Source organism: Mesorhizobium sp. ES1-4, from assembly GCF_020164745.1.
In the GTDB taxonomy this organism is placed as follows: Bacteria; Pseudomonadota; Alphaproteobacteria; order Rhizobiales; family Rhizobiaceae; genus Mesorhizobium.
Genome location: NZ_JAIUGV010000002.1, coordinates 372846 through 399194, shown reverse-complemented (window position 1 = coordinate 399194; position 26349 = coordinate 372846). Strand labels below are relative to the sequence as shown.

Sequence of the window (26349 nt, the reverse complement as noted above, 5' to 3'; positions counted from 1 at the left end):
ACCCAAGTGAACGGGCGGACGCGCCCTGAAAGACGAAGCATGTACCGTTACGATGAGTTCGACCACGATTTTGTCCAGGCCCGCGTCGCCGAGTTCAGCGATCAGGTCCAGCGCCGGCTGTCCGGCGAGATCACCGAGGACCAGTTCCGGCCGCTCAGACTGATGAACGGCGTCTACCTGCAACTGCACGCGTATATGCTGCGTATCGCCGTGCCCTACGGCACGCTCAACGGCAAACAGTTGCGCATGCTTGGCCACATCGCCCGCAAATACGACAAGGGCTACGGTCACTTCACCACGCGCCAGAACATCCAGTTCAACTGGCCGGCGCTGTCGGACATTCCAGCGATCCTGGCGGACCTGGCCAGCGTGGAAATGCATGCCATCCAGACCAGCGGAAATTGCATCCGCAATGTCACCGCCGACCATTTTGCCGGCGCCGCCGCCGACGAGGTCGCCGATCCGCGTCCCTATGCGGAAATCCTGCGGCAGTGGTCGTCGGTGCATCCGGAATTCTCTTTCCTGCCGCGCAAGTTCAAGATCGCGGTGACGGGAGCCGAGCGCGACCGCGCCGCCATCCAGACGCACGACATCGGCCTGCACCTGAAGAAGAACGCCGCCGGCGATCTCGGCTTCGCCGTCTATGTCGGTGGCGGCCAGGGCCGCACGCCGATGGTGGCGAAGAAGATCCGCGATTTCCTGCCGGAAGCCGACCTCCTGTCCTACTGCACGGCGATCCTGCGCGTTTACAATCTCCATGGCCGCCGCGACAACAAGTACAAGGCGCGCATCAAGATCCTCGTCCACGAGACCGGCGTCGAGGAAATCACCCGACAGGTCGAGGCCGAGTGGCAGGAGTTGAAGGACGCGGAGCTGAAGCTGCCGGAGGCGGACATCCGCGCCATCGAGGCCTATTTCGCACCGCCGGCGCTGACCGGACGGCCGGACGGCGACGCGGCCGTCAGGGTGGCGCGGCTGGATTCCAAGGCCTTTTCGGACTGGCTCGACCAGAACGTGGTGACGCATCGCCACCCCGATTACGCGGCGGTGACGATCTCGCTCAAGGGTATCGGCGAGGTGCCGGGCGATGCGACCGACAGCCAGATGGAAGCGGTCGCCGACATTGCGGAGAAATATGCATTCGACGAGCTTCGCGTCAGCCACGAGCAGAACCTGATCCTGCCACATGTGGCGCGCGCCGACCTCAAGGCGGTCCATGACGCGCTGGTCGACATCGGGCTGGCGACGGCCAATTCCAATCTGATCTCGGATATCATCTCGTGCCCGGGTCTCGATTACTGCGCGCTGGCGACCGCGCGCTCGATCCCGATCGCCCAGGAAATCTCGCGCCGCTTCGCTTCGCTGGAGCGGCAGCGCGAGATCGGCGAGCTGAAGCTGAAAATCTCGGGCTGTATCAATGCCTGCGGCCACCACCATGTCGGCCATATCGGCATCCTCGGTGTCGAGAAGAAGGGCTCCGAGCTTTACCAGGTGACGCTGGGCGGTTCGGCCGACGAGAACACGTCGGTCGGCGAGATCATCGGCCGCGGCTTCTCTTCGGAAGAGATCACCGACGCCATCGAGCAGATCGTCGACACCTATCTCGGCCTTCGGCTCAACCCGCAGGAAAAATTCATCGACGCCTACCGCCGTGTCGGTCCCGCGCCGTTCAAGGAGGCGCTCTATGCTGGCGAAGCCAAGGCCGCTTGACCATATAGCCGACGTCGATGACGGCATCGCCGCCAAAGCGGCGGGGCTCGATGCGCTCTATGGCCACCTGAAGCCACTCGAAATCATTGAACGCGCGGCCGGCGACCTGTTTCACGACGAGATTGCGGCCGTGTCGTCGTTCGGCGCGGATTCGGCGGTGCTGCTGCATATGATCGCCAAGATCGATCGTACGCTGCCGGTCATCTTCCTCGATACCGGCAAGCATTTCGAGGAGACGCTCGGCTATCGCGACGCGCTGGTCGCCGATTTCGGGCTGACAAACGTCCGGGTGATCAAGCCCGACGACGCGGCGCTCGAACGGATCGACCCGACCGGCAATCTGCACCAGAACAACACCGATGCCTGTTGCGACGTGCGCAAGGTCGAGCCGCTGGCACGTGGCGTCGCGCCCTTCCGCGCGTGGTTCACCGGCCGAAAGCGGTTCCAGGCCTCGACACGGGCCTCCCTTCCGGTGTTCGAGGCGGTCGGCCCGCGCATCCGCATCAATCCGCTGGCGCACTGGACGACGTCCGACCAGGCCGACTACATGCGCGCGCATGCGTTGCGCGAAAATCCATTGGTCGCCTATGGCTATCTATCGATAGGCTGCTTTCCCTGCACGCAGCCGGTGCAGCCGGGCGAGGACGCGCGCAGCGGCCGCTGGGCCGGCCACGCCAAGACCGAGTGCGGCATTCACCTGTCGGGACTGGAAGTGTCGCTGACCGATGCATCACTATAGGGTGTAGCGACGCGGCCTGACCTGAATTCAACACGCGCCCTTGAGCCTTCGAATTTTTGGGAATTCTGATGACTGAACCGACAACACCGGAGACCCGGCTCTGGACCCCGGAGGGTTTTCGCGACGACGAATGGACGCACGCCGAAAGCGCCGATGCGCTTTCCGGCAATGGCCGCTTCATCCTGCCGCTGCAGGCGTTCCTCGATCTCGACCCGGAGGTGCGCCGCTCGGCGAAGGAGCGGCTCGGCGTCGTGCTGCAGCCCGGCGATCAGCTCGAGAAGATAGCCGGGCTGCTCGACCAGTTGTCGCTGGTGGCGCTTGCTTTCCCGGCGTTCGGCGATGGCCGCTCCTTCTCGAAGGGCGAACTGCTGCGCAGCCGCTATCATTTCACGGGGGCGTTGCGTGCCACCGGTCAGGTGTTGGTCGACCCATTGCCGCATATGCTGCGGCTCGGCTTCGACGAGTTCGAGATCTCCAACCCGGTGCTCTTGAGGCGCCTGGAGGAGGGCCGTACCGGCGGGTTGGGGCTTTACTACCAGCCGGCCGCCATTGCGGAACCCGAGGGTCCGAAATATTCCTGGCGCCGGGTTCGCAGCAGCTGACGCTGCGGCAATTGCGCACCGCTTTACAACAGATCTGATCAGGCCTTCTCTTGGGCTGTCCGGACGGAAACATCCGCCGGCGCATCAAGAGTCTTGGAGCGTCCTTTGCGCGCCCTTTGGACGCGCGGCGCTCCAACCGGGAGGAGATCATGGATTTCGACTATGTCATCGCCGGCGGTGGGTCCGCCGGCTGCACGCTGGCCGCACGGCTGTCCGAAGATCCGTCGAAAACGGTCTGCCTGATCGAAGCCGGCGGGGAGGGCAAGGACCTCCTCATCCGCGCTCCGGCAGGCATCATTGCCTTGCTGCCGGGCCGGCCGAAGATCAACAACTGGGCTTCGAAACGGTGCCGCAGCAGGGGCTCGGCGGCCGCAAGGGTTATCAGCCGCGTGGCAAGGCGCTCGGTGGCTCCAGTGCCATCAATGCCATGCTCTATACGCGTGGTCACCACAGCGACTACGACGAATGGGCCGATCTCGGTTGCAGCGGTTGGTCATGGGACGAGGTGCTGCCCTATTTTCGGCGCGCCGAAGGCAACCAGCGCGGCGCTGATATCCTGCATGGCGGCGACGGGCCGCTGCGGGTGTGCGAACAGCAGGAGCCGCGGGCGCTCTCAAGAGCCTTCGTCGAGGCCTGCGACGAAAACCAGATACCTCGCAACGACGATTTCAATGGACCGGAGCAGGAAGGGGCGGGACTCTATCAGGTCACGCAGTTCTGGGGCGAAGGCCGCAATGGCGAGCGCTGCTCGGCCGCTGCCGCCTATCTTCATCCGGTCATGAACAGGCCGAACCTTGCCGTCATTACCGGAGCCCATGCCACCGGCATCGTCCTTGACGGCAAACGGGCCACCGGCGTGCGCTATCGCAAGGGCAACACCGATGTGACGGCGAAAGCCGGGCGCGAAGTCATCATCTGCGGCGGCGCCTTCGGCTCGCCGCAACTCCTGTTGCTGTCCGGCATCGGCCCGGCGGTCGAGCTTGCCGCACATGGCATTGCCGTTGCGCACGAACTGCCCGGCGTCGGAAAAAACCTGCAGGATCATCTTGATTTCATCATGGGATGGACATCGAAGGATGCCGATATGATGGGCATCGGTCTGCGCGGCCTGCCTGCTCTGCTGCGGCATATGTGGCGCTGGCGCAAGGATGGCGCCGGCATGATCGCCACACCCTACGCCGAGGGCGGCGCCTTCCTCAAATCCGACCCGGCGATATATCGGCCGGATCTGCAACTGCACTTCTGCATTGCCATCGTCGACGATCATGGCCGCAAGCTGCATGTGGGCTATGGGTTTTCCTGCCACGTCTGCGTGCTGCGACCGTATTCGCGGGGCGAGGTGAGACTGTCGAGCCCCGATCCGCTGGCGCCGCCACGCATCGATCCGCGCTTTCTCTCCGACGAACGCGACGGCGATCTTCTGCTCAAGGGCGCGAGGATGATGCGCGGCATATTGGAGGCGCCGGCGTTGGCCAAATACCGCAACAGGGAAATCTACACCGCCGGCGTTTCGAGCGATGCGGATCTGATGGCGCATATCCGCGCCCGTGCCGATACGATTTATCACCCGGCTGGTACATGCAGGATGGGCATGGACGACATGGCGGTGGTCGACCCTGAACTTCGTGTTCGCGGCGTGCGGAGCTTGCGGGTCGTCGACGCTTCGGTGATGCCGACGCTGATCGGCGGCAATACCAATGCGCCAACCATCATGATTGCCGAGAAGGCGGCGGACATGATCAAGGCAGCCGCCTGACCGGATTGTGGTCCAACCAGTGGCTTCGTCTTGGCTTGCCATGTGGGCGCTTTGCGACAATGCGAACGGAAACTCGCACGAACTGGTCTTACCAATCGTGCGTTTTGCACTTCCCCTTTCGCTGCCCTGCCCTTAGGATACGTCGATTATTTCGCGATCCGAAATAAATTGAGCCCAAGGGAGGAACCGGGAATGGCTGGCAAGAAGATATTGATGCTCGTTGGCGAGTTCAGCGAGGAATATGAGATTTTCGTCTTTGAACAGGCCATGCATGCAGTCGGCCACACCGTGCATGTCGTCTGCCCGGACAAGAAGGCGGGCGATGTGCTGAAGACATCGCTGCACGATTTCGAGGGGCACCAGACCTATACGGAAAAGCTCGGCCACGATTACATCCTCAACAAGACGTTTTCCGAGGTGGATCCGGCCCAGTACGACGCCGTCTACGCAGCGGGAGGGCGTGGCCCTGAATACATCCGCATCGACAAGCGCGTGCAGGCGCTGGTGCGGCACTTCCATGAGACCGGCAAGCCGATCTTCACCATCTGCCACGGCGTGCAGATCCTGATCGCGGTCGACGGCGTGGTGCGAGGCAGGGAGGTGGCGGCGCTTCACTATTGCGAGCCGGAAGTCACGCTGGCCGGCGGCACCTATATCGACGTCGCGCCGAACGGAGCTCATGTCGACGGCAATCTCGTTTCCGCCAAGGGCTGGCCGGGCCTATCCAATTTCATCCGCGAATGCCTGAAGGTGCTGGGCACGGAGATCCGCCACGGCGAGATCCTGATGCGCGAAGAGCGGCAAGCGGCCTGAGGCTTCGAGAACCAGCTGGCCGTCCAGGCCTCCAATTCAGGTTAGGAAGCCTGGCGCTGCCCTCATCCGGCCCCTCCGGCTCGATGTTCGAAAAGCCGAGCAATTGGCTTTTCGTCCGTTGCGGGGGCATGCCTCGCCTCCCCGTGAAGGCAAGTGCTACAGCGCCGCGTGTGCCTCGCGGAACGATATCAGCTTGCTGCGGCTTTCGTCCCACAAGGCCAGTTTGACACAGCGCAGGCTGTCGAGCAGCGTGACGCGGCCGATGCCACGCAGCTCGGGATAGTCCCGCAGCACTTCCTGCAGCCGGTAGCCGGGCACCTTGGCTGAGAGGTGGTGGACGTGGTGAACGCCGATATTGCCGGTGAACCAGTTCAGCACCGGCGGCAGGTCGTAGTAGGACGAGCCGTGCAGAGCCGCGTGCTGGAACTCCCAGTTCTCGTCCTTCGCCCATTCGGTCTCCTCGAACTGGTGCTGGACATAGAACAGCCAGATGCCAGCCGAACCGGCGAGAATGACGATCGGCAGATGGACGATGAGGAACGCGCCGGGACCGATGACCCAGATGAGGATGGCCGCGGCAAGCGCGATGCCAAGATTGGTGGTCATTGACGACACCCAGGGCGTCAGGCCGCCGCGCATCATGCCGATGGGCAGCCTTTGCGAGAAGATGAAGAGCCAGATCGGCCCCAGGCCAAACATCACCAGGGGATGGCGGTAGAGACGATAGGCCAGGCGACCCCGCCAGGACATCCGCCGGTACTCGGCGACGGTCAACGTCCTGATGTCGCCCATGCCCCGTTCGTCGAGATTGCCGGCGCTGGCATGATGCGTGGCATGGGCACGCCGCCAGCAGTCGTAAGGCGTCAGCGTGAGGATGCCCAACGCGCGGCCGATCCAGTCATCGGCTAGGCGATTGGCAAAGAAGGAGCCATGGCCGCAATCGTGCTGAATCATGAAAATCCGCACCAGGAATCCGGCTGCGGGCAGGATGAGGATCAGTCCCCACCAATGACCGTAGGCATAGGCCGCGGAAGACAGAGCCCACAGCGTGGCGAAAGGAATGAGGGTGAGGGCAAGTTCGAGTGCGCTGCGCCGCCTGTCGGGCTTCTTGTAGCGCGACAGGATCTTGAGCCATGCGCGTTTGCTGTTGGCCGCGGCTTCGGGGGAAATCATGTTCATCAGGAAACATAGGCGGCACATGCCGCCGCCGCAAGACGACGATCACGTAAAGTTACTGTGCGTAATTGTCGCGTAACGGCTGAACGAGCCTCACTGCCGCCGCCAGCCGGCCTCGCCAAACTCGACCCGGTCGAGGTGCTTGAGCAATTGCTCCAATCGGTCCGGGATGTCGAGTTCGGTGCGGAAGGCCGGCAAGGTGCGCAAGAAGCGCGTGGTCGCCTCGGCGCCGAACTGGCGCCGAACCTCCGCAGCGAGCCGTTCCGTTTTTTCAAGCTTGTTGCGGGTCATCATTTTCAAATCCTGCGTTGGCTTCGAAACTCCTCCAGCAACGGAATGGTTCCCGCATCACGACCTTGTGGCAAGCAAAGCCGGGAAGTACGGTAAAATTTGAATTAAAACCGAAGTAGCGCCTGGTGCCTTCCAGCTCCGGTCAAAGGTCCTTACGGTCGGTTTCCCCTTGATTTTTGGCCTGCGAACCTCGATATCGGGCACAAAATCCACACCATTCGAGATGACGGGAAACGGCGATGAGCGACCAGGCAAAACACGAACGCGCGCCCAGTGAAGCCGAGGCGGTTGAGGCCAATGCCGAACGCACGGAAGGCAGCATCGACGGCGACTATGAAGCGGTTGTGCGGCTGCTGAAGGAAAATGAAGAGCTGAAGGACCGCGCGTTGCGCGTCGCGGCCGAGATGGAAAACCTTCGTCGCCGCACTGCGCGCGACGTGCATGACGCGCGCACCTATGCGGTGGCGAATTTCGCCCGCGACATGCTGTCGGTGTCGGACAATCTGCGCCGCGCGCTGGACGCCATCCCCGCCGAGGCCAAGGCATCGGGAGACGCCGGCTTCAAGGCGCTGATCGAAGGCGTCGACCTGACCGAGCGCGCCATGCTGTCGGCGCTGGAACGGCACGGGGTCAAGAAACTCGCTCCGGAAGGCGAGAAGTTCGATCCCAATTTCCACCAGGCGATGTTCGAAGTGCCCAATCCCGATGTCCCGGCCAACACCGTGGTTCAGGTCGTGCAGCCAGGCTATTCGATCGGCGAGCGGGTGCTGCGCCCGGCCATGGTCGGCGTCGCCAAGGGCGGTCCGAAAATTGCCGCCGACGCGCCGGTCGAGCCAGGGCCCGTCAATGAGCAGGCGGAGAAGGATGCGTAGTAAAGGGAATCGGCAGTAGGCAGCAGGCAACTAAGGGGGGCGTATCAATCGCACGGCTTCGTGCTATTCATACCCACCCCCTAACCCCATCGCCTGCTGCTTCATGTCTTTGAATCCCATCGCGCTTCTCGATTATGCCGGCGTCGCCGTCTTTGCGGCGACCGGGGCGTTGGCCGCATCGCGCAAACAGCTCGACATTATCGGTTTCCTGTTCCTGGCCAGCGTCACTGGCATAGGCGGCGGCACGCTTCGTGACGTCATCCTCAATCTGCCGGTTTTCTGGGTCACCAACTCCAGCTACGTGCTGATCTGCACGGCGGTGGCGGTGCTGGTGTTCTTTGGTGCGCACCGTGTCGAATCCCGCTGGAAATGGCTGCTCTGGCTCGACGCCATCGGGCTGGCCGCTTTTTCGGTGATGGGTGCGGCCAAGGGCCTGGCCATCACCGGTTCGCCGGTCGTCTCCGTCATCACCGGCGTGCTCACGGCCACATTCGGGGGCATTCTGCGCGATCTGCTGGCCGGCGAGCCCTCGGTGCTGCTGAGGCCGGAAATCTATGTCACGGCCGCTCTCGCCGGCGCTACCATCTTCACGGCTGGCGATGTCACCGGAATGCCGCCGATCGTTTCGGAGCTGGCCGGCTTCGCCGCGGCGTTCGCGGTGCGCGGCGGTGCGCTCCGCTTCGGCTGGACCTTTCCAGCCTACAAGAGCCGGCCCGGCCGGCGGCCTGAAGATATTCCGTGAGGAGTGGTGAGTAGGGAATAGTCGGCAGTCACAGGAGCGCAATCGTGGCGTTTGCCGGACTGTCTTTGCCTCACGCGGCGAAGCGCTGGGCTTCCCCGCCATAATAGTTGACGTAGCGGGCGCCGATCTCCTTGACCGGCATCACCACGAAAACGTCGACCGTGGAGAATTCGCGGTCGATGACGCAACCATCGCCGATGCGAGCGCCTACCCGCAAATAGCCCTTGACCAGGGGCGGCATCGCAGCGATTGCGGCCTTGGTGTTGACCGCCTCGATCGGCATCAGGTCCATGGAGCAATAACGCCCGGACACAGCGCGCACATCCCAGGCCGAATTGGTCCGGCAGTGATGGGCGAGATAGGTGAGCGCCTCGGCATGCGCGGCCGGCACGGTGCCGTGGAAGGAAGCACAGCCGGTCATCACGCCGATTTCGTAATGATTGATATAGGCCCAGATACCTTGCCACAGCGCTTCGATGGTGCGCTTCGAACGGTATTCCGGCAAAACGCAGGACCGGCCGAGCTCGAGGAAACGCTGTCCTGGGTGACGGGCTATGAGCTTGGTGAGCTCGAACTCGCCTTCGGAATAGAAGCCTCCGGCAGTTGCCGCGATTTCTTGCCGCAGCAAGCGATAGGTGCCGACGATGCGGCGATGCTCAGGGCCAGAAAGCGTGGTATCGAGGACGAGCAGATGGTCACACAGCGGATCGAAGCGGTCGGAATCGCGGCGGTCCTGCGCCTGGAACAGGTCTTTCCTGGCGCCAAGCTCGTCATAAAATACACGGTAACGCACTTCCTGCGCGGCCGCGATCTCGGCCCCGTTGCGGGCGAGCCGAACTTCCAGATTGCCGATACGGCCGAGCGCTGCGCCTTTCATGACGCAATCGACATTACGTCCGGCGAGCAAGGCGCTGCTGGCGTTCGGCCGAGTGTCACATTCCGGCATAACTGTATGCACGAGTGATTCTCCTTCGAGCCATCCCTCTTGGCACGGGGATACGGTGTAGGTGCAACAGGATTGTGACAGTACCGTGATACGGCGTCGCGGGCAATACTTCGTCGGCTGGCGAAAACGATCAACCGGCTACCTTGCGTCACAAGAGCCCAGGCGCGCCGCGTGCGCGGACGCCGAAACCGGGCCGTTTTTCTGACGGCCTTCGTCAGTCACGCACCGGGAAAAGTCGACTCAAGCGGCGACCTGGCCTTCGACGGCACTGACCAGCGCGTCGGGGTCGAGCGGCTTGGTGACGAAGCCGCTGGCGCCGTGGGCGAGCACCGCATGGCGGGTCTTTTCCTGGCTGTCGGCCGACAGCACCATGATCGGCACCGGCGGCACGGAGGCTTCTTCCTCATGGCGGCGGATCGCGGCGATGGCGTCCAGCCCGTCCATGACCGGCATATGCAGATCCATCAGCACCACGTCGAAGCGCCGGTTGTGACCGGCGCCTATGACCGCCTCGACGGCGGCCTTGCCGTTGCCGACCACCTTGACGCGATGTCCGGCCTTCAACAGCGTTGCGCGGGCCAGCATGGCATTGATGTCGTTGTCCTCGGCGATCAGCACGGACAGGCCATGCTGGCGTCGGCCCGAGGCACGAGGCGCGGGTGCGCGGCGTCTCTCCGGTTGCGGCGGGGCGAGGACCGATGCGTGGCTGCTCAAAAGGACACGCAAAAGCGTTCCTCCGCGCACCGGCCGGGCAAGGAATGTCGCATAGCCGCTGGCACGAAACTCGCTAAGCATGCCGCGGTCGGTGGGGGCGATCAGCGTGACGGCTTCGCAATCGGAGAACCCATGCTGGCGAAGCCGCTTGAGCAGCTTCCCGTCACTCTCTTCCATGGCCGCGTCGACCAGAAGTACGTCGCAGCCGTCGGCGAGGGATGCGGCCTGGGCCACGGTGGTTGCGATGCCGGCCGCGCCCCCATTGGCGCGGATGGTGCGGGCGATGGCGTCGGCCTCGACGCTATTCTTGGACAGGATCACGGCGCGTCGACCGGCAAGTGCGTTCAATCGGCCCTGCGGTGGCTCGGTGGCCGCTATGGCTGGAATCTCGAAGACGAATTCCGATCCCTGGCCAAGTCGGCTGGAAACCGAAATCGTGCCGCCCATGGCGGCAACCAGGCGCTTGGAGATGGCAAGTCCCAGTCCAGCACCGCCATGCGTGCGCGTCGAGGTGCCGTCGGCCTGCTCGAACTCCTCGAAAATGCGCTCCATGTCCTCGTCGCGCAGGCCAGGACCGGTATCGGCGATGGTGAAGCAGATGCGGTCGGTGGTCTCGGTGCGGACGCGTGCGACGCTGACCAGCACGCCGCCGCTGTCGGTGAACTTGATGGCGTTGCCGATAAGGTTGAGCAGCACCTGCCTGACCCGGCCCGGATCGGCGGTGATCATGTGCGGCACATCCGGTTCGACATGGCAGCCGAGGCCGATATTCTTGGCGAAGGCGCGCGCGGCCATCAATTCGATGATGTTGTCGGCGATCTCGCGCACGGACATGGGTTGCGGTTCGGGATCGAAGCGCCCGGCCTCGATCTTGGAATAGTCGAGCAGGTCCTCGATCAGGGCAAGCAAGGCGCTGGCCGAGGTCGAGATGGCGCCGACATAGGTTTGCTGCTCCGGCGAAAGACTGGTGTCGGCGAGCAGTCTGGCCATGCCCATGATGCCATTCATCGGGGTGCGGATCTCATGGCTGACGGTGGCGAGAAAGCGCGACTTGGCCTGGCTTGCGAACTCGGCCCGCTCACGCGCGGTGATCATGGACGATTCGGCGCGCTTGCGTGCGGTGATGTCGCGGGCGATGGCTCGATGCGAGACGGCATCGCTGTCCTTGTCGCGCACCGACAACTCGATCCATGAGAACCAGCGCGGGCCGGTGGGCGTGCGGATGGCAACGTCGGTGGAACTCAGGCATTCATGGTCGGAGAAAGCCGCATCGGGAACGATGCCGACCTCGATGCCGAGTTCGGCCAGCGTCTTGCCGGCAAGGTCGCGCGGATCGGTTCCGACGAGATCGGCGAATACCTTGTTGGCATAGACGATGTGACCGTCGCGGTCGCGATGGATGACGAGATCGCCGAGCGCGTCGATGAGACCGCGAAAGCGCTCCTCGCTTTCCTGCATCTCCCACATGCGGTCGGCCAGCGTCTCGATCTCGGCCCGGTTGCGGGCGGTGGTCTCGTCGAGCAGGACAGTTGTGCGGCGTGCGCTGCGCCTGGCGCGCAGATGCACGGCCAGGCCGGCAAGCCCTGTTGCCAGCAACGCCAGGCTGATGAAGGCCGGCGCGCCGGTCAGGTATGACAGGCCGGCCAGCACCATGACAACGAAGGTCAAGATCGGCAGGCCTTCGCGCTTGGCGGGTTGCTGATCGGGCACCAGCGGCGGCGCGGCGATGAACTGCCGCGCCGATGCCGTCGTTTGCACCGGTGCCGCATCAATGTCGTCGCCGGCGTCGGCCTGTGGGCTGTCGGATTCCGCCATCATGCGGAATCCTTTGCCAGACAGAGATTATGGAAAATTGCGGGGGATCGTTCGAATTTTAGCGGATAGGGCGTTTTCACCCCGGCGGCGACGGATTTGCCAACTGATGGGGCAATTCCGTCCGGCGCCTGCGGTGCCCGACCCGGTCACATGTCGACGACGACCCGGCCGCGGATCTTGCCGTCGACGATGTCGTGTGCCGCACTGACGATGCCGTCGAAGCCGATGGTCGTGGATAGGCTGGCCAGCTTGTTCACATCGAGATCGGAGCCAATGCGCCGCCAGGCTTCGAGGCGTACGGCCTTCGGCGCCATCACCGAATCAATGCCGAGCAGGGAGACGCCGCGCAGGATGAAGGGCGCCACGCTCGACGGCAGGTCCATGCCGCCGGCCAGGCCGCAGGCGGCGACCGCCCCGCCATAGGAGGTCATCGACAGGACGTTGGCCAGCGTGTGGCTGCCGACCGAATCGACGCCGCCGGCCCAACGTTCCTTGGCCAGCGGTTTGGCCGGCTGGTTGAGTTCGTCGCGCGATATCACTTCGGCGGCGCCAAGGTTGATCAGATAAGGGCTTTCGGCATTGCGGCCGGTCGAAGCGATGACATGGTAGCCGAGGCTGGACAGGATCGAGACCGCGACCGAACCGACGCCGCCCGCAGCGCCCGTCACCACGACAGGGCCGCGATCGGGCAGGATGCCATGCCGCTCCAATGCCATGACGCAAAGCATGGCCGTGTAGCCGGCGGTGCCGACCGCCATGGCATCATGCGCGCTCATGCCTTCCGGCAACGGCACCAGCCAGTCGCCCTTCACGCGGGCGCGCCCGGCATAGGCGCCGAAATGGGTTTCGCCAACGCCCCAGCCGTTCAGGATGACCTTGTCACCCTTGCTCCAGTCGGGATTGGAGGAGGAGATGACCGTGCCGGCGAGGTCGATGCCCGGCACCAGGGGCCATCGGCGGATCACCGGCGCCTTGCCCGTAATGGCCAGTCCATCCTTGTAGTTCACCGTCGTTGCCTCGACCGCGATGGTGACGTCGCCCTCCATCAGATCGGCGTCGGTGAGATCGGTCACGGCGACCGACTGTTTTTTCTCGGCGTCGCGCGAAACGAGGATGGCTTTGAATGTTTCGGTCATCTTTTTCTCCGCGAACTTGCTGGGCGTTTGACTGTGCGGCGATGGCCGCGTGGGGTCAATCTTTGGAAGGCTTGGCGTTCGAAGGTTTCGGTTCACGGCGCCAGCCGACGAGTTCGTCGAAGACGACCAGCGCCGCGCCCACGGAAATGAAGGCATCCGCAAGATTGAAGACGGCGAAGGACCAGACCGGCGTGTGGAACAGGATGTAATCGATGACATGGCCGTAGACGGCACGATCGATCAAATTGCCCAGCGCGCCGCCGATGATCAGGGCAAAGCCGATGCGGGCGATGACGTGGCCCGAGGGCGTGCGCGTGGCGAGGTAAAGCACGAAAGCAACGACCAGCACAGCGATGACCACGAGGCCGGTGTCGCCGAAGGAGGAGAACATCGAGAAGGCGATGCCGGTGTTGTAGGTGCGAAACAGCGCCAGGAAGGGCAAGAGGTCGAGCTTTTCCTGAAAGGGCAGTCCGGCTTCGACCACCGTCTTTATCCATTGGTCGAGCGCGATGGCCACGATGACGAGCAGCGCGTAGGGAGACCATGATTTCACGATTGGACAACCTTCATTGCTGGCCCGGGATTGGTTCGAGTTTCAGCGCGCCGCGCCTGATCTCGAACAGCATGATGCCGGTGGCGACCGCCAGATTGAGCGAGTCGGCGCGGCCCGCCTGCGGAATTCTGAGCAGCCTGTCGCAGCTTGCCGCCAGGCTTTCGGGCAGGCCCTGCTGTTCGTTGCCCATCATCAAAAGCACCGGCCCACGTGAAAAATCGACCGAGCGGTAGTCGACCGCGCCCTTCAGATGGGTGCCAACAACGAGACCTGAAAATCCGCCGCGCCAGGCGAGGAAGGCATCGGTCGCCGCCCTGGCGACCGGAACGGCGAAGATCGATCCCATGGTGGCGCGTACCGTCTCGACGGAAAACGGGTCGGTGGTGTCGCCGACCAGAATGACGCCCTTGGCGCCGACAGCATCGACGGTGCGGATGACGGTGCCGAGATTGCCGGGGTCGCGCACCCGGTCGAGCGCCACCCAGACATCGCCATTGTCGGCACGGATGTCCTTCAAGGCCAGGAATTTCTGCGAGAAGACGCCGACCACCATCTGCGGATTGTCGCGGCGGGTGATGGCGACAAGCACTTTTTCCGACACTTCGAGCACGGTGCCGCCGGCCGCAACCGTGCGCGCCGCGACCTTTTCCACGGCAGCATTGCCGCGTCCGGCCTTGGCGAAAACTAGCGTCCTGATCTGCCAACCCAAGTCGAGCGCATCGATGACCAGCTTCAGTCCTTCGGCCATGAAGGCGTTCTGCTGGTCGCGGAATTTTTTCAAGGCGAGTGCCTTGATGTCCTTGACCAGCGGGTTGGCGAGGCTGGTGACTTCCTTCACCTGGCCGGGGGCGCCAGCGTGCCGTTCGTTCATGTCAGGCCACCCAGCGCGAAAACAGTGAAGTCGAAAGCGCCCGGCCGGCGGACTTTTCACGGATGATCAGCTCTCCCGATTCGACCTTGCCACCCATGCCGGCAAAAGTGTCGCGCATCAGAGCGTGGATGGCGAAGAAGGAGGCGCGGATGGAATAGGCGGTCAGCACCACGGCAAGCGGTTTTGGGGTCAGGATGGAGCGACAGAGGTCCGTCAGGTCAGGCAGGTCCTCGAACAATTGCCAGACCTCGCCCTTGGGACCGCGGCCATAGGCCGGCGGATCGAACAGGATAATGTCGTAGCGGCTGCCGCGTCGCGCCTCGCGCTCCGCGAACTTCACCGCGTCGTCGACGATCCAGCGGATAGGCTTGGCGCCAAGGCCGGCAATCTCCTGGTTCTCTCGCGCCCAGCCGATCGCCTTCTTCGAGGCGTCGACATGGGTGACCTCGGCGCCGGCGCGGGCTGCCACGAGAGACGCGAGCCCCGTATAGCCGAACAGGTTCAGCACCTTGACCGGGCGTTTTGCCGCCGCGATCAGCCCGGCCATATGGTCCCAATGCGAGGCCTGCTCGGGAAAGACGCCGACATGGCGAAACGAAGTGAAACGGCCGAGATAATCGATGCCGTCATGCTTCATCGGCCAAGTTTCGCCGAGCGGCATTTTCGGGAAACGCCAGCGGCCGATGCCTTCCTCGTCGGTGTCGCCGGTGAAGATGGCGTCAGCACGCTCCCAGTCCTTTGCCGGCAGGGCCTTTTGCCAGATCGCCTGGCCCTCGGGGCGCACGATGCGGTAGGGACCGTATTGTTCGAGCTTTTGTCCCGCGCCGCTGTCGAGCAAAGCATAATCGGCATTCGGCGCCACTTCGAGGATCAGCGGCAGTTGTTCGGCCGGCAGGGCGCCGTCGCGACGGGCAAGGTCGCGAGGTGCTGATTTCGGCTGGGGTTGGCTATCCGGCTTCGGGCCGGGCCGCACCTGCGGCCTGGCTTCCGGCTTGGCTGTTCCGCGGCCTTCCGGCGGACTCGGTTGCGCGGCTTCGCCTTTACCCGGCTGGCGCGGGCGGCCGTCGCGGCGTTTGTCGCGAAAAGACTTCAAGAGGCAGCTTCTCCGGCGGTTCGGCCCGCTTCTGCCACAGCTATGCCCATCGGCGCAACAAACCCGCGCTACATTGCGATCGCGTATGGCTCAGCCCCGTGACCGCGGACGATTTCGCCCGGATCGCGGGAGCGGTGGATGTCTAACCTGTTTCGGCTAGCCCCTGAGCGCCTTGTAGACGGCAATGCCGGCGGCCAAGTCCTCCAGCGCGGCGCCAACCGACTTGAACAGCGTGATCTCGCCGGGGCCGCCGCGGCCTTCTTTCTGGCCGCGTGCAAGTTCGTGCAGGTCGGCGACGATGGCTTCCGGTTTCAGCACGCCGGAGGCCAGAGGCTGGACGATGTCGCCGGCCTCCTTGGTGGCGCCGGCGCGGGTGTCGACATAGACGCGGGCGCGCATGATCGCGTCGTCATCGCTTTCGCGCATCGTCGGGGTGAAGCCGCCGACCAGATCGACATGGGTTCCTGGCCGCAGCAACGCACCCTTGATCAGCGGCATGGTGGTGATTGTCGCCGAGGAGACGATGTCGGCCAGGCCAAGCTCGGCATCGAGATCGGTCGCGGCGCTGGCCGCGAAGCCCTCGGCGCGCAGATCGGCCGCGACCTTCTCTGCGTTGGCGGGGGTGCGGTTCCAGATGCGGATGGTCTTGATTGGCCGCACGGCGCTATGCGCCTTGGCGAGGAAGGGGGAGAGCGCGCCGGCGCCGACCACAAGCAGCCGCGAGGCGTCGTCGCGGGCGAGATAGGACGCTGCGAGCGCCGAAGCACAGGCCGTGCGCCACTGCGTCAGCCGCTGGCCGTCGATCAGGGCTTCCGGTTCGCCGGTGCTGCCATCAAGCAGGAGGTAGAGTCCCATCACGGCGGGCTTGCCGATCGCATTGTTGTCGGGCGAGACGGTGACGATCTTGACGCCGACATGACCTCCGGCCGAGGTGCCGGCGGCGTTGAAATCGGTCCAGGCCGGCATCAGCAGCAGGGTCGACGCCGCACCATCAGGCCGTTCGACCGCGTGATGATGCCTGACCGGCTGCACCGCGCCCTCGCGAAAAGCGGTGCGCAGCGTCTCGACCAGTCCAGGAAAGGTCAGCGCACGATCGACCTCGGCGGCCGAAATGGTCAGCATGAAAAGCTCCGTGGAACGAAAGCCGCCAGCCGGCGGCTCAATTGGTCGGCTTCGGCAGCACCGGCCCCTGTGGCGCAACCGGCGCACGGCTGACCGCCTGGCGCAGGTTTTCCGCCTCGACGCCGCGCTGGCGTGCGAGCTTGCGGTAGCGGCCCTGCTTGACCCAGGTCGCCAGGCTGCCGACGACCATGCCGATGGCGAGCGCCAGAAACAGGAAGATGAACAGCGGCAAGGTCAACGTCAGCTTGGGATTGCCGGGGTTGAACGGGTCCAGCGTGAAGGCGACGAGTTCTCGGTTGGCGACGGCCAGCGCGATCAGGATGACCGCCAGGGGCACGAAGACCACGATGAGCATGAAGCGATTGAGCATGATGTTTTCCGTCGCAAGCGAGCCGGGACAAGTCCGTCCCGATTACTTGCTGCCGTTCAGCCTTTCACGCAGTTCCTTGCCGGTCTTGAAGAACGGCACCCATTTCTCCTCCACCTCGACGGATTCACCGGTGCGCGGGTTGCGGCCGGTGCGGGCGGGTCTGTTCTTCACCGAAAAAGCGCCGAAACCGCGCAATTCGACCCGGTTCCCCTCGGCAAGGGCGTCGGTGATCTCATCGAAGATCGCGCCGACGATGTTTTCGACGTCGCGCAGGAAAAGATGCGGATTGCGCGTGGCAATAATCTGCACAAGTTCGGACTTGATCATCAGACGGGTCCCCGTGAAAGCAGTTCGGTCAAATTATTAGGATGATTTTATTGCTTTTTCAGCTGTCTCAAGGGTGCCAGACGGAAACGAGACCGTCAAGAAACAAGCGGTCGGCGCCAAGTTCATGGATGACGTCGCCGCCGGAGTCCGGCAGCCCGAGCGCGCCGGCGATCGTGCGTGCCATCGCCTTCGAGAACAGGAAGCCGCCGCGCCGTTCCGTGTCCTTCCACTCGACCACCTTGAGCTTGCCATCCACTCCCTTGGTTGCCAGCCAGTCGATCGCGACCGACTCGCCGCCGACGGCGTCGATCAGTCCATTGGCAACACCCTGGCGGCCGGTGAAGATCGAACCGTCGGCGAGCGCCAGCGCCTGTTCGTGGGTCATCTTGCGCCGTTCCGCGACGATGCCGACGAACCAGTCGTAGCTGTCGAGGATGAGCTTGCGGACCATGGCGCGCTCGTCGTCATTGGTCGGCTTGAAGGGCGAGGGCGAGGCTTTCAGCGGCGAGGATTTCACCTCCTCCAGCTTGACGCCGAGCTTGTCCATCAGGCCGCTGACGTCAGGATACTGGATCAGCACGCCGATCGAGCCGACGATCGAGGTCTTGCGGGCGACGATATGGTCGGCGGCGCTTGCGATCATGTAGCCCGCCGACGCGGCGAGCGTGCCGACCTCGGCCACGACAGGCTTGTCGGCGGCCACCTTGCGCACCTCCTCATAGATCGATTCACCGCCGACGGTGGTACCGCCGGGTGAATCGATCGCCAGGATCACGCCTTTCACCTTCGACGACTTGCGGATGTCCTCCAGCCGCTTGATGAGTTCCTCGTCCTCGGTGATCGTGCCTTCGATCTTGACCTTGGCGATGTGGTCGACAGCCGAGCCGCCGAGATCGTCGCGATAAAACCAGGCCGACAACGCAATCACTCCGAGCGCCACGATGCCGATGGCCGCAACACGCCAGAATGTCAGCTTGCGCCGCAAACGGCGGCGGTCGATCAGGTCGTCGGCTCTCAGTGCCATGGTCAGCCTCACGGTGGGCGGGAACGGACGCTTTTAGACCATGATGTCCTTATCGGGAAGCAGTTCCGTCTTCCACATGGCGCGGCAATCCGCCCAACACTGTCCATGTTGCGACTGGCCAGCGCAAACGACGCAAGGTAAGGGGAGAAGCGGCGCGATGAAAAAACGGCGCAAGCACGTCCATTTCTGCTATGAAGTACCGGCTGTTGTGCGGACCTTGTTTTCGTTTGTACAAAGTCAGTTGTCACATTTTTGTGGTTTTCGTGGGCTTGTGCTTGCTTGCAGGCACCGGCCCCCCACCTATAGGCGGTGCTCCGGGGGGCAGGGTTTTAGAAGAAAGCAGTCATGTTAGCGCGACCGAATGAACCAACCAGCCCGGAGACGGAGTTGGCTCCCCCGGCGGACGGCTGGACGCGGGGCGAGGCCTTCGACCGCGCCCAGCGCCATTCGCGCCGCGTGCGCGTGCTCAAATTCGCCGTGCCCTTGGCCGCGGCGTTGATCGCCGTCGCCTTCCCGGTCTATTCCTACCTCGCCGCGCCCGTCTCCGTCGCGGTGCAGGCGGAAGGCACCGCCTTCTCCAACGGCAAGCTGGTGATGGCCAATCCCAAACTCAGTGGTTTCACCAAGCAGAAGCAGCCCTATTCGATGACGGCGCTGCGGGCGATACAGGATGTGAGCGCGCAAGGGATCATCGAACTCGAAGGCATCGACGCCAAGGTGCCGATCGCTCCCGATAATGTCGCGGTGGTTAAGGCCTCGCACGGTACCTACGATCGCGAAGGCAATACGATGAAACTGAACAGCGACGTCACCATCACCACGACCGACGGCATGCAGGCCAAATTCAAATCGGTCTTCCTCGACATGGGCAAAGGCACTATGAAGACGGACGATCCCGTCGATGTCAGCCGTGGCGGGTCGCAGATCAGGGCGGATTCGATGTCGGTCCAGGACAATGGCAAGATTCTGGTGTTCGAGAACAAGGTTCGTGTCAACATCGATCCCGCCGTTCTGAAGGCGGCTGAGGCAAAGGGCGAAGAAGCGAATGTGGCTCAATAGTTCGACACGGCTTGCAGCCGCAACTTCGGCGCTGTTCCTGCTGGGGCTGGCGCCGTCGCTGGCACAGTCCGGTGCGGCCAGCCAGGTGTCGGGTCTCAAGCTGGCCGGCGACAAGCCGATACAGATCGAAAGCGACAAGCTGGAAGTCCGCCAGGCCGACAGTGTCGCCATCTTCACGGGCAACGTCACCGTCGTCCAGGGGCCGACGCTGATGAAGGCTGGCAAGATGATGGTCTACTACGTCAAGGATCCCAACGCGGGCGCGAAGGGTGCCGAGGCAGCCGGGGCGGCGGCCATGACAGGCTCGGCCAATATCGATCACCTGGAGATCTCCGACAGGGTCTACATCAAGTCGGATCAGCAGGTCGCGACCGGCGATCAGGGTAGCTTCGACATGAAGAGCCAGGTGCTGGTGCTTTCGGGCAAAAAGGTCGTCCTTTCGCAAAATGACAATGTCCTGGTCGGCTGCAAGCTCACCGTACAGATGAAAACCGGGCTCGCCCAGGTCGATCCATGCGCCGGGCAGCGTGTCCAGATGTCGATCACACCCCCGCCGAAATCGGGAGCGACGAACCCCTGATGGCCAGCCTGTCATCGCTGACGGCGCGTCTTCCGGGACGGGCCGCAGGCAAGGTTTCGGCTCCGGCCACGATCACTGCCGACAAGGCGAAGTTCAAGGGAACCTTGATCGCCAAGGGCCTGACCAAGAGCTACAAGGGCCGCAAGGTCGTCAGCGGCGTCACGCTGGGCGTACGCGCCGGCGAAGCCGTCGGGCTACTCGGCCCTAACGGCGCCGGCAAGACGACCTGCTTCTACATGGTCACGGGCCTGGTGCCGGTGGACGAAGGCACGATCGAGATCGACGGCTTCGACGTCACCTCGATGCCGATGTATCGCCGCGCGCGCCTCGGCATCGGCTATCTGCCCCAGGAAGCCTCGATCTTCCGCGGCCTCAATGTCGAGCAGAACATCCGCGCCGTGCTCGAAGTGGTCGAAAAGGACCGCAAGGTCCGCGAGCGCAATCTCGACGAACTGCTCGAGGAATTTCACATCAGCCATCTGCGCAAGGCGCCGTCCATGTCGCTTTCGGGCGGCGAAAGGCGGCGCCTGGAAATCGCGCGCGCGCTGGCGACGCGCCCGGCCTACATGCTGCTCGACGAGCCCTTCGCCGGCATCGACCCGATCGCCGTCGCCGACATCCAGCAATTGGTGCGTCACCTGACGGCGCGCGGCATCGGTGTCCTCATCACCGACCACAATGTGCGTGAGACACTCGGCCTGATCGACCGGGCCTACATCATCCATGCCGGCCAGGTGCTGACCCATGGCCGCGCAGACGAAGTCGTGGCAAATGCCGATGTGCGGCGGCTATACCTCGGCGAGGGTTTCACGCTCTGAGCGTGAAATTTGTTTCCTGACACGATTTTTCGTGCGGAACGGTCCTGTTTTCCGTGATTTTGCCGCAGGATAACGCTCCGGTAAGCGGGTTCTGCTAGGCTTTGCCTTGACAAGCAAAAGCCGGGCCAGTTTCTATGGCCGGCTGCGAAATTCATTTCCGGAAGTCCGGGAGCGTAGAGGGAGGCGTTTGAAACCGAGCCATGGCGTTGGCGGCGAAACTACAGCTCCGACAGTCGCAGTCGCTGGTGATGACGCCGCAGCTGATGCAGTCGATTCGGCTGCTGCAGTTCACCCATGCCGAGCTGGAGCACTTCATCGACGAGGAGATCGAGCGCAACCCGCTTTTGGAGCGCGCCGAGCCGCAGGACGATGCAGCGAGTGACCAGGCGCAGAAGCTCGAGACAGAGCCGCAACCAGCCTCCGATGGAGACTGGTTCGAGAACGAGACGGCATGGAGCGCCGAGGCGATCTCGGAGAAGCTCGATACGTCGCTGGAAAATCTGTTTCCCGATGATCCCGGCACCAGCGAGCGGCTGGGGCCCGACCTGACGGCGCAATGGAAATCGGCTTCGGGCAATGGCGGCGGCTCGTTCTCCGAGGGGCTCGATGCCGGCGACATGGCGGCGAGCGCGATCACGCTGCGCGACCATGTCGGCGAGCAGATCGCACTTGCCTTCACTGATCCCGTAGCGCGGCTGATCGCCGGAGATCTTGCCGATGGACTCGACGAGACCGGCTATGTCAGGGCCGACGTCGCGGAGATCGCCGCGCGGCTCGGCACCGGTGAGGTGGCGGTAGGCGAGGTGCTGGCCGTATGCCAGAGCTTCGAGCCGGCCGGCCTGTTTGCCCGCGATCTCGCGGAATGCCTTTCGCTGCAGCTTGCCGTGCGTGACCGTCTCGATCCGGCGATGAAGACCCTGGTCGCCAATCTGGAACTGCTGGCGCGGCGCGATTTCCAGACGCTGAAGCGGCTCTGCGGCGTCGACGAGGAAGACCTTCTCGACATGCTGGCCGAGATCCGGGCGCTTGACCCGCGGCCGGGCATGGCGTTTTCAGGGGGCGCCAGCGATGGCATCGTCGCCGATGTCGAGGTGCGCGCGGCCAATGACGGCAGCTGGACCGTCGAACTCAATGCCGAAACGCTGCCGCGCGTGCTGGTCGACCATATCTATTTCGCCCAGGTATCGCCGCACGCGAAGAACCAGGCGGAGAAGGATTTCCTGGCCGAGTGCCTGCAGAACGCCAACTGGCTGACACGCAGCCTCGACCAGCGGGCAAAGACGATCCTGAAAGTGGCCTCGGAAATCGTGCGCCAGCAGGATGCCTTCCTCGTCCATGGCGTGCGCCATCTGAAGCCACTCAACCTGCGCACGGTGGCGGACGCCATCGGCATGCACGAATCGACCGTCAGCCGGGTCACCGCGAACAAATACATGCTCACCCCGCGCGGCGTGTTCGAGCTGCGCTATTTCTTCACCGCCTCGATCGCGGCATCGGGCGGTGGCGATGCGCATTCCTCGGAAGCGGTGCGTGACCGCATCAAGCAGATGATCGATGAGGAGAAGCCCGTCGATGTGCTGTCGGACGATGCTATCGTCGACATGCTGAGGGAAAGCGGCGTCGATATCGCCCGGCGTACGGTCGCCAAGTATCGGGAAGGCATGAATATTCCCTCGTCGGTGCAGCGCCGGCGCGAGAAGCGGGCGCTCGCCAGCGCCGGCCGCTAGACACGCCGCGATTTTCCACAGCTTCGAGCTTCATTGACAAGCCGCGGTGAAGTGGCTAGAAGCCCGCCCGCATGAGAAGGGCTTCATGCCCGCTAGTGGATGGTCCGTCACGACAATGACCCGGGACGGTCAAAAGGCGGCTTGTGATCAACCGGAAAGTTCGGATTTAAATCGGCGCGAGTGACGCCGCAAAGCTTGTGCGCACGGATCACGAGTATAAACTCGGGCCAGTTTGAAGCCTGAGCAAGGAAGGTCAGTTTTCAGATGAATCTGCGCATATCGGGAAAACACATGGATATCGGCGATGCGTTCCGCACACGCATCAACGATCGTGTCGGTGAAGCGATCGGCAAATATTTTGATCGCGGCTTCGCGGGACACGTCACCGTCATCAAATCGGGCTCGCGCTATTCGGCGGACTGCATGATCCGGCTGGATTCCGGCGCTTCGCTGCAGGCCACCGGCGATGCCCAGGATCCGACGCTCGCCTTCGAGGCCGCCGCCGATCGGCTGGAGACCCGGCTTCGGCGCTACAAGCGCCGTCTGAAATCGCACAATTTGGGCAATGGCAATGGCGAGCTGACCGACATCGCGTATACCGTGATGGCGCCGCTTGCCGATGACGATGAGGAGATCGCGGAGGATTTCGCACCGGCCGTCGTCGCCGAATCGACCATGACGCTGAAGACCATGTCGGTGGCCTCCGCCGTGATCGAACTCGATACCAAGGACAGTCCGGTGTTTGTTTTCCGCAATGCCGGAACCGACCATCTCAACATCGTCTATCGCCGGCCCGACGGAAACATCGGCTGGATCGATCCGTCCACGACCAAAGTCGCACAGGGATAAAAGCCGGCCGCACGAGGGGTGGGGACTGGCGCGGCAGGCGAACAAGGATTTTCAAGCATGGGTCTGAGCGATCTTATCAGCGTTCCGGCGATTTTGCCGGCGTTGAAGGCGAACTCCAAGAAGCAGCTCCTGCAATTGCTGTCCGAGCGGGCGGCGGCGATTTCAGGCATTCCGGAACGGGAAGTGTTCGACACCATCCTGCAGCGCGAGCGCTTGGGCTCGACCGGCGTCGGCAACGGCATCGCCATCCCGCACGGCAAGCTCGCCGGCGTGAAGCGCATCGCCGGCGTTTTCGCCCGGCTGGAAACGCCGGTCGATTTCGAATCGCTGGACGACCAACCGGTCGATCTGGTGTTTCTGCTGCTGGCGCCCGAAGGGGCGGGTGCCGACCACCTCAAGGCGCTGTCGCGCATCGCGCGCGTGCTGCGCGACGCCGACACGGTGGCCAAGATCAGGGGGACGCGAGACGCCACGGCGATCCACGCGCTTTTGTCGGATACCCAGGCCTCGCACGCGGCCTGAAGCCATCTTTGTTAAGATTATCCCCAAGGGCCGCCGTGAGCGGCCCTTTCGTTTCCGTCAACCGCTCGCCTTGAATTAATGAATGGCGACGGTGGTCAGGTCGTTTTCCATGGCGCCGGCCAGCGCGCGGTCACGCGCATCGGAAAGCAGGATCGGCTGGCCATTGGCGGCAAACAGGGCCCATAGTTCCAGGCCAGGCGCGATTTCGCCGATGTTCGGGAAGCGGCCGAGCAGTTCGTCGCTCGAGACCTTGCGCAGATAGGCGACCGAGCCTTCGCCGAGATGGGCGAATTCGCCGTTGGTCATTGTGATGGTTTCGTCAGTTCTGGTCATTTCAAGCCTCCTTGGCGCGAGGACGCCGCCCTTTTCCGGGGCATAGGCCATCCCGCATGAGAGCCATCGGTAAGGTTAGTCTTTCACCGATATGTTTATTTTTCGTACCAGCCGTTCGGATTCCGGCCGATCGAGATCGATCGACAACAGGCCGTTCTTCAGCTCCGCCGCGATCACGCGCATGCCGTCGGCCAGCACGAAGCAGCGCTGGAACTGGCGTGCGGCAATGCCGCGATGAAGGAATTCGCGCTCGGTGTCGTCGGTTTGACGGCCGCGCACGACCAACTGGTTTTCCTCGGTAGTCACATCGAGATCGCTTTCAGCGAAACCGGCCACGGCCAACGTGATGCGTAGCCTTTCGGCCCTGCCGTCGGCACCGCTCAGGCGCTCGATGTTGTAGGGAGGGTAGCTGTCGCCGGACTTCGCCAGGCGCTCCAGCGTCTTTTCCATGGCATCGAAGCCGAGGAGAAGCGGGCTGGAGAAAGGCGTCATTCGGCTCATGGTTACACTGTCCTCTCAAGAGCGACATAAACTGGAAAAACCCGGATGGCATTTTTCCCGATGGCCTTGATATGGTCCGCCCCGCGACCAAGTTCAAGCCACCAAAAGAACGGTCCAAAGAGACCAGGCCGCGGACTCACGGAAATAGCCCAAAAGGGAACGGGTCGTGGACTCACAGGAACAATCGACATGGCGCTTGAAACGACGCGCGGATGCAAGGAGAAGCGCGCGGGCCGGGACCGTTTCCCCGTCAAGCGGTTCGGCAGCTTGCAGCCGGTTTGGCGTCCTTTCGGGCGCACGACCGGCCCGGTGAGCTGATGGCCACCAAACAAGGAATTGAAATGCCCCAACCACGCAAGATCATCATCGACACCGATCCCGGCCAGGACGATGCCGTCGCCATTCTGCTGGCGCTCGGCAGCAGCGAACTGGACATCGTCGGCATATCAGCCGTTGCCGGCAACGTGCCGCTGAAACTCACCGAAAACAACGCTCGCAAGATCTGCGAACTGGCCGGCCGGCCTGATATCAAGGTCTATGCCGGCGCCATCCGTCCGTTGGCACGCGAACTGGTCACCGCCGAGGAAGTGCATGGCAAGACCGGCCTCAACGGGCCGCAACTGCCCGACCCGACGATGAAGCTGCAGGAGCAGTATGCCGTCGATTTCATCGTCGAGACGCTGATGGAGGAAGAGAGCGGCACCATCACGCTTTGTTCACTCGGGCCGCTCACCAACGTCGCGCTGGCATTGATCCGCGAACCGCGCATCGCACCGCGCATCAAGGAAATCGTGCTGATGGGCGGCGGTTTCTTCGAAGGCGGCAATGTCACGCCGACCGCCGAATTCAACATCTATGTCGATCCACAGGCCGCCGATCTGGTGTTCAAGTCCGGCATTCCGATCGTGATGATGCCGCTCGACGTCACCCACAAGGCGCTGACCACATCCAAGCGCATCGAGGCGTTCCGCAAGCTCGGCAGCAAGGTCGGCACCGCTACGGCGGACATGCTCGAATTCTTCGAGCGTTACGACGAGGAGAAGTACGGCACCGATGGCGGGCCGCTGCACGACCCCTGCGTCATCGCCTATCTGTTGAAGCCGGACCTGTTCAAGGGCCGCCGTTGCAACGTCAGCATCGAAACGGCCTCGGAACTGACCATGGGCATGACCGTGATCGACTGGTGGGGCGTGACCAAGCGGGCCAAGAACGCCATGGTGATGCGCGACATCGACCATGATGGTTTCTTCGCGCTGCTGGTGGAGAGGTTGGGGCGGCTATGATCCCA

General features: G+C 63.3%; 27 protein-coding genes and 1 pseudogene. 14 read left to right on the top strand and 14 right to left on the bottom strand.

From position 1 onward, the window contains the following. The first annotated feature begins 39 nt into the window (after positions 1-39). The 5 genes and pseudogenes from LB556_RS05575 (at position 40) to LB556_RS05555 (ending at position 5620) form a co-directional block, all read left to right on the top strand. Positions 40-1710: a nitrite/sulfite reductase gene (locus LB556_RS05575; protein WP_224564902.1), complete on the top strand. Its 1671-nt coding sequence runs from the start codon at positions 40-42 to the stop codon at positions 1708-1710. Beyond that, positions 1685-2449: a phosphoadenylyl-sulfate reductase gene (locus LB556_RS05570; RefSeq protein ID WP_224564901.1), complete on the top strand. Its 765-nt coding sequence runs from the start codon at positions 1685-1687 to the stop codon at positions 2447-2449. Before LB556_RS05575 ends, LB556_RS05570 begins: the two co-directional genes overlap by 26 nt. Before the next feature lie 68 nt (positions 2450-2517). Beyond that, positions 2518-3051: a DUF934 domain-containing protein gene (locus tag LB556_RS05565; RefSeq protein ID WP_224564900.1), complete on the top strand. Its 534-nt coding sequence runs from the start codon at positions 2518-2520 to the stop codon at positions 3049-3051. Positions 3052-3200: 149 nt separating this feature from the next. After that, positions 3201-4807: pseudogene (locus LB556_RS05560) on the top strand (GMC family oxidoreductase). Positions 4808-4999: 192 nt separating this feature from the next. After that, positions 5000-5620, top strand: a complete 621-nt coding sequence (locus tag LB556_RS05555; protein ID WP_224564899.1) for a DJ-1/PfpI family protein — start codon at positions 5000-5002, stop codon at positions 5618-5620. Positions 5621-5776: 156 nt separating this feature from the next. Here the strand turns inward: LB556_RS05555 and LB556_RS05550 are convergent, their stop codons facing one another. Then, positions 5777-6799, bottom strand: a complete 1023-nt coding sequence (locus tag LB556_RS05550; RefSeq protein WP_224564898.1) for a fatty acid desaturase — start codon at positions 6797-6799, stop codon at positions 5777-5779. A 90-nt stretch (positions 6800-6889) separates the two neighbouring features. Then, positions 6890-7090, bottom strand: coding sequence for a hypothetical protein (locus LB556_RS05545; RefSeq protein WP_224564897.1), 201 nt, complete (start codon positions 7088-7090; stop codon positions 6890-6892). A 236-nt stretch (positions 7091-7326) separates the two neighbouring features. Between LB556_RS05545 and grpE the strand changes: the two genes are divergently transcribed. Next, positions 7327-7959 (top strand): nucleotide exchange factor GrpE, encoded by a 633-nt coding sequence (gene grpE / locus LB556_RS05540; protein WP_224564896.1) that lies wholly within the window; start codon positions 7327-7329, stop codon positions 7957-7959. 109 nt (positions 7960-8068) lie between these two features. Further along, on the top strand, positions 8069-8701 hold the full coding sequence (locus LB556_RS05535; RefSeq protein WP_224565078.1) for a trimeric intracellular cation channel family protein: 633 nt from the start codon (positions 8069-8071) through the stop codon (positions 8699-8701). A gap of 70 nt (positions 8702-8771) precedes the next feature. Here the strand turns inward: LB556_RS05535 and LB556_RS05530 are convergent, their stop codons facing one another. The 10 genes from LB556_RS05530 to sppA form a co-directional block, all read right to left on the bottom strand. Beyond that, positions 8772-9647, bottom strand: a complete 876-nt coding sequence (locus tag LB556_RS05530; RefSeq protein WP_224565076.1) for a GNAT family N-acetyltransferase — start codon at positions 9645-9647, stop codon at positions 8772-8774. A gap of 240 nt (positions 9648-9887) precedes the next feature. After that, a complete protein-coding gene (locus tag LB556_RS05525; RefSeq protein WP_224564894.1) occupies positions 9888-12179 on the bottom strand; it encodes a PAS domain-containing hybrid sensor histidine kinase/response regulator in 2292 nt (763 codons plus the stop codon). Between the two features lie 143 nt (positions 12180-12322). Further along, positions 12323-13312, bottom strand: a complete 990-nt coding sequence (locus LB556_RS05520) for an MDR family oxidoreductase (RefSeq protein ID WP_224564892.1) — start codon at positions 13310-13312, stop codon at positions 12323-12325. Between the two features lie 55 nt (positions 13313-13367). Continuing rightward, positions 13368-13865 carry a signal peptidase II gene (gene lspA / locus LB556_RS05515; RefSeq protein ID WP_224564890.1) on the bottom strand — a complete coding sequence of 166 codons (498 nt, stop codon included), beginning with the start codon at positions 13863-13865 and terminating at the stop codon, positions 13368-13370. A gap of 13 nt (positions 13866-13878) precedes the next feature. Next, the gene (locus LB556_RS05510; protein WP_224564888.1) at positions 13879-14736 is read right to left on the bottom strand and encodes a TrmH family RNA methyltransferase; all 858 of its coding nucleotides are present in this window, start codon (positions 14734-14736) and stop codon (positions 13879-13881) included. 1 nt (position 14737) lies between these two features. Next, the gene (locus tag LB556_RS05505) at positions 14738-15829 is read right to left on the bottom strand and encodes a class I SAM-dependent rRNA methyltransferase (RefSeq protein WP_224564885.1); all 1092 of its coding nucleotides are present in this window, start codon (positions 15827-15829) and stop codon (positions 14738-14740) included. A 156-nt stretch (positions 15830-15985) separates the two neighbouring features. After that, positions 15986-16951, bottom strand: a complete 966-nt coding sequence (locus LB556_RS05500) for an ornithine cyclodeaminase family protein (RefSeq protein ID WP_224564883.1) — start codon at positions 16949-16951, stop codon at positions 15986-15988. Between the two features lie 37 nt (positions 16952-16988). Further along, positions 16989-17321 (bottom strand): DUF1049 domain-containing protein, encoded by a 333-nt coding sequence (locus LB556_RS05495; RefSeq protein ID WP_224564881.1) that lies wholly within the window; start codon positions 17319-17321, stop codon positions 16989-16991. 42 nt (positions 17322-17363) lie between these two features. Beyond that, positions 17364-17648: an integration host factor subunit beta gene (locus LB556_RS05490; RefSeq protein WP_127208667.1), complete on the bottom strand. Its 285-nt coding sequence runs from the start codon at positions 17646-17648 to the stop codon at positions 17364-17366. A 67-nt stretch (positions 17649-17715) separates the two neighbouring features. Beyond that, the gene (gene sppA, locus LB556_RS05485) at positions 17716-18672 is read right to left on the bottom strand and encodes a signal peptide peptidase SppA (RefSeq protein ID WP_224564879.1); all 957 of its coding nucleotides are present in this window, start codon (positions 18670-18672) and stop codon (positions 17716-17718) included. Between the two features lie 345 nt (positions 18673-19017). On the opposite strand from sppA, the gene lptC reads away from it, so the two are divergent. The 6 genes from lptC to ptsN all read left to right on the top strand — a co-directional run bounded on the left by lptC (position 19018) and on the right by ptsN (position 24227). Then, positions 19018-19731: an LPS export ABC transporter periplasmic protein LptC gene (lptC, locus tag LB556_RS05480; RefSeq protein ID WP_224564878.1), complete on the top strand. Its 714-nt coding sequence runs from the start codon at positions 19018-19020 to the stop codon at positions 19729-19731. After that, the gene (locus LB556_RS05475; protein WP_224564876.1) at positions 19718-20311 is read left to right on the top strand and encodes an LptA/OstA family protein; all 594 of its coding nucleotides are present in this window, start codon (positions 19718-19720) and stop codon (positions 20309-20311) included. The genes lptC and LB556_RS05475 overlap by 14 nt, the downstream gene beginning before the upstream one ends. Beyond that, complete coding sequence (gene lptB, locus LB556_RS05470) at positions 20311-21129, top strand: LPS export ABC transporter ATP-binding protein (RefSeq protein ID WP_224564874.1); 819 nt, start codon at positions 20311-20313, stop codon at positions 21127-21129. Before LB556_RS05475 ends, lptB begins: the two co-directional genes overlap by 1 nt. Before the next feature lie 200 nt (positions 21130-21329). Further along, positions 21330-22856, top strand: coding sequence for an RNA polymerase factor sigma-54 (rpoN, locus tag LB556_RS05465; RefSeq protein ID WP_224564872.1), 1527 nt, complete (start codon positions 21330-21332; stop codon positions 22854-22856). 264 nt (positions 22857-23120) lie between these two features. Beyond that, positions 23121-23705: a ribosome hibernation-promoting factor, HPF/YfiA family gene (hpf, locus tag LB556_RS05460; RefSeq protein WP_224564870.1), complete on the top strand. Its 585-nt coding sequence runs from the start codon at positions 23121-23123 to the stop codon at positions 23703-23705. Positions 23706-23762: 57 nt separating this feature from the next. Beyond that, positions 23763-24227, top strand: a complete 465-nt coding sequence (ptsN, locus tag LB556_RS05455; protein ID WP_224564868.1) for a PTS IIA-like nitrogen regulatory protein PtsN — start codon at positions 23763-23765, stop codon at positions 24225-24227. Between the two features lie 75 nt (positions 24228-24302). On the opposite strand, the gene LB556_RS05450 is transcribed toward ptsN, so the two are convergent. Both LB556_RS05450 and LB556_RS05445 read right to left on the bottom strand, forming a co-directional pair. After that, positions 24303-24560, bottom strand: a complete 258-nt coding sequence (locus LB556_RS05450) for a DUF1150 family protein (RefSeq protein ID WP_149907743.1) — start codon at positions 24558-24560, stop codon at positions 24303-24305. Positions 24561-24635: 75 nt separating this feature from the next. Continuing rightward, positions 24636-25061, bottom strand: coding sequence for an Hsp20 family protein (locus LB556_RS05445; protein ID WP_224564866.1), 426 nt, complete (start codon positions 25059-25061; stop codon positions 24636-24638). Between the two features lie 341 nt (positions 25062-25402). Here LB556_RS05445 and LB556_RS05440 point away from each other — a divergent pair, with 341 nt between their 5' ends. Beyond that, entirely contained in the window at positions 25403-26344 is a 942-nt protein-coding gene (locus tag LB556_RS05440) for a nucleoside hydrolase (RefSeq protein ID WP_224564864.1), read from the top strand. Positions 26345-26349 lie beyond the last annotated feature (5 nt).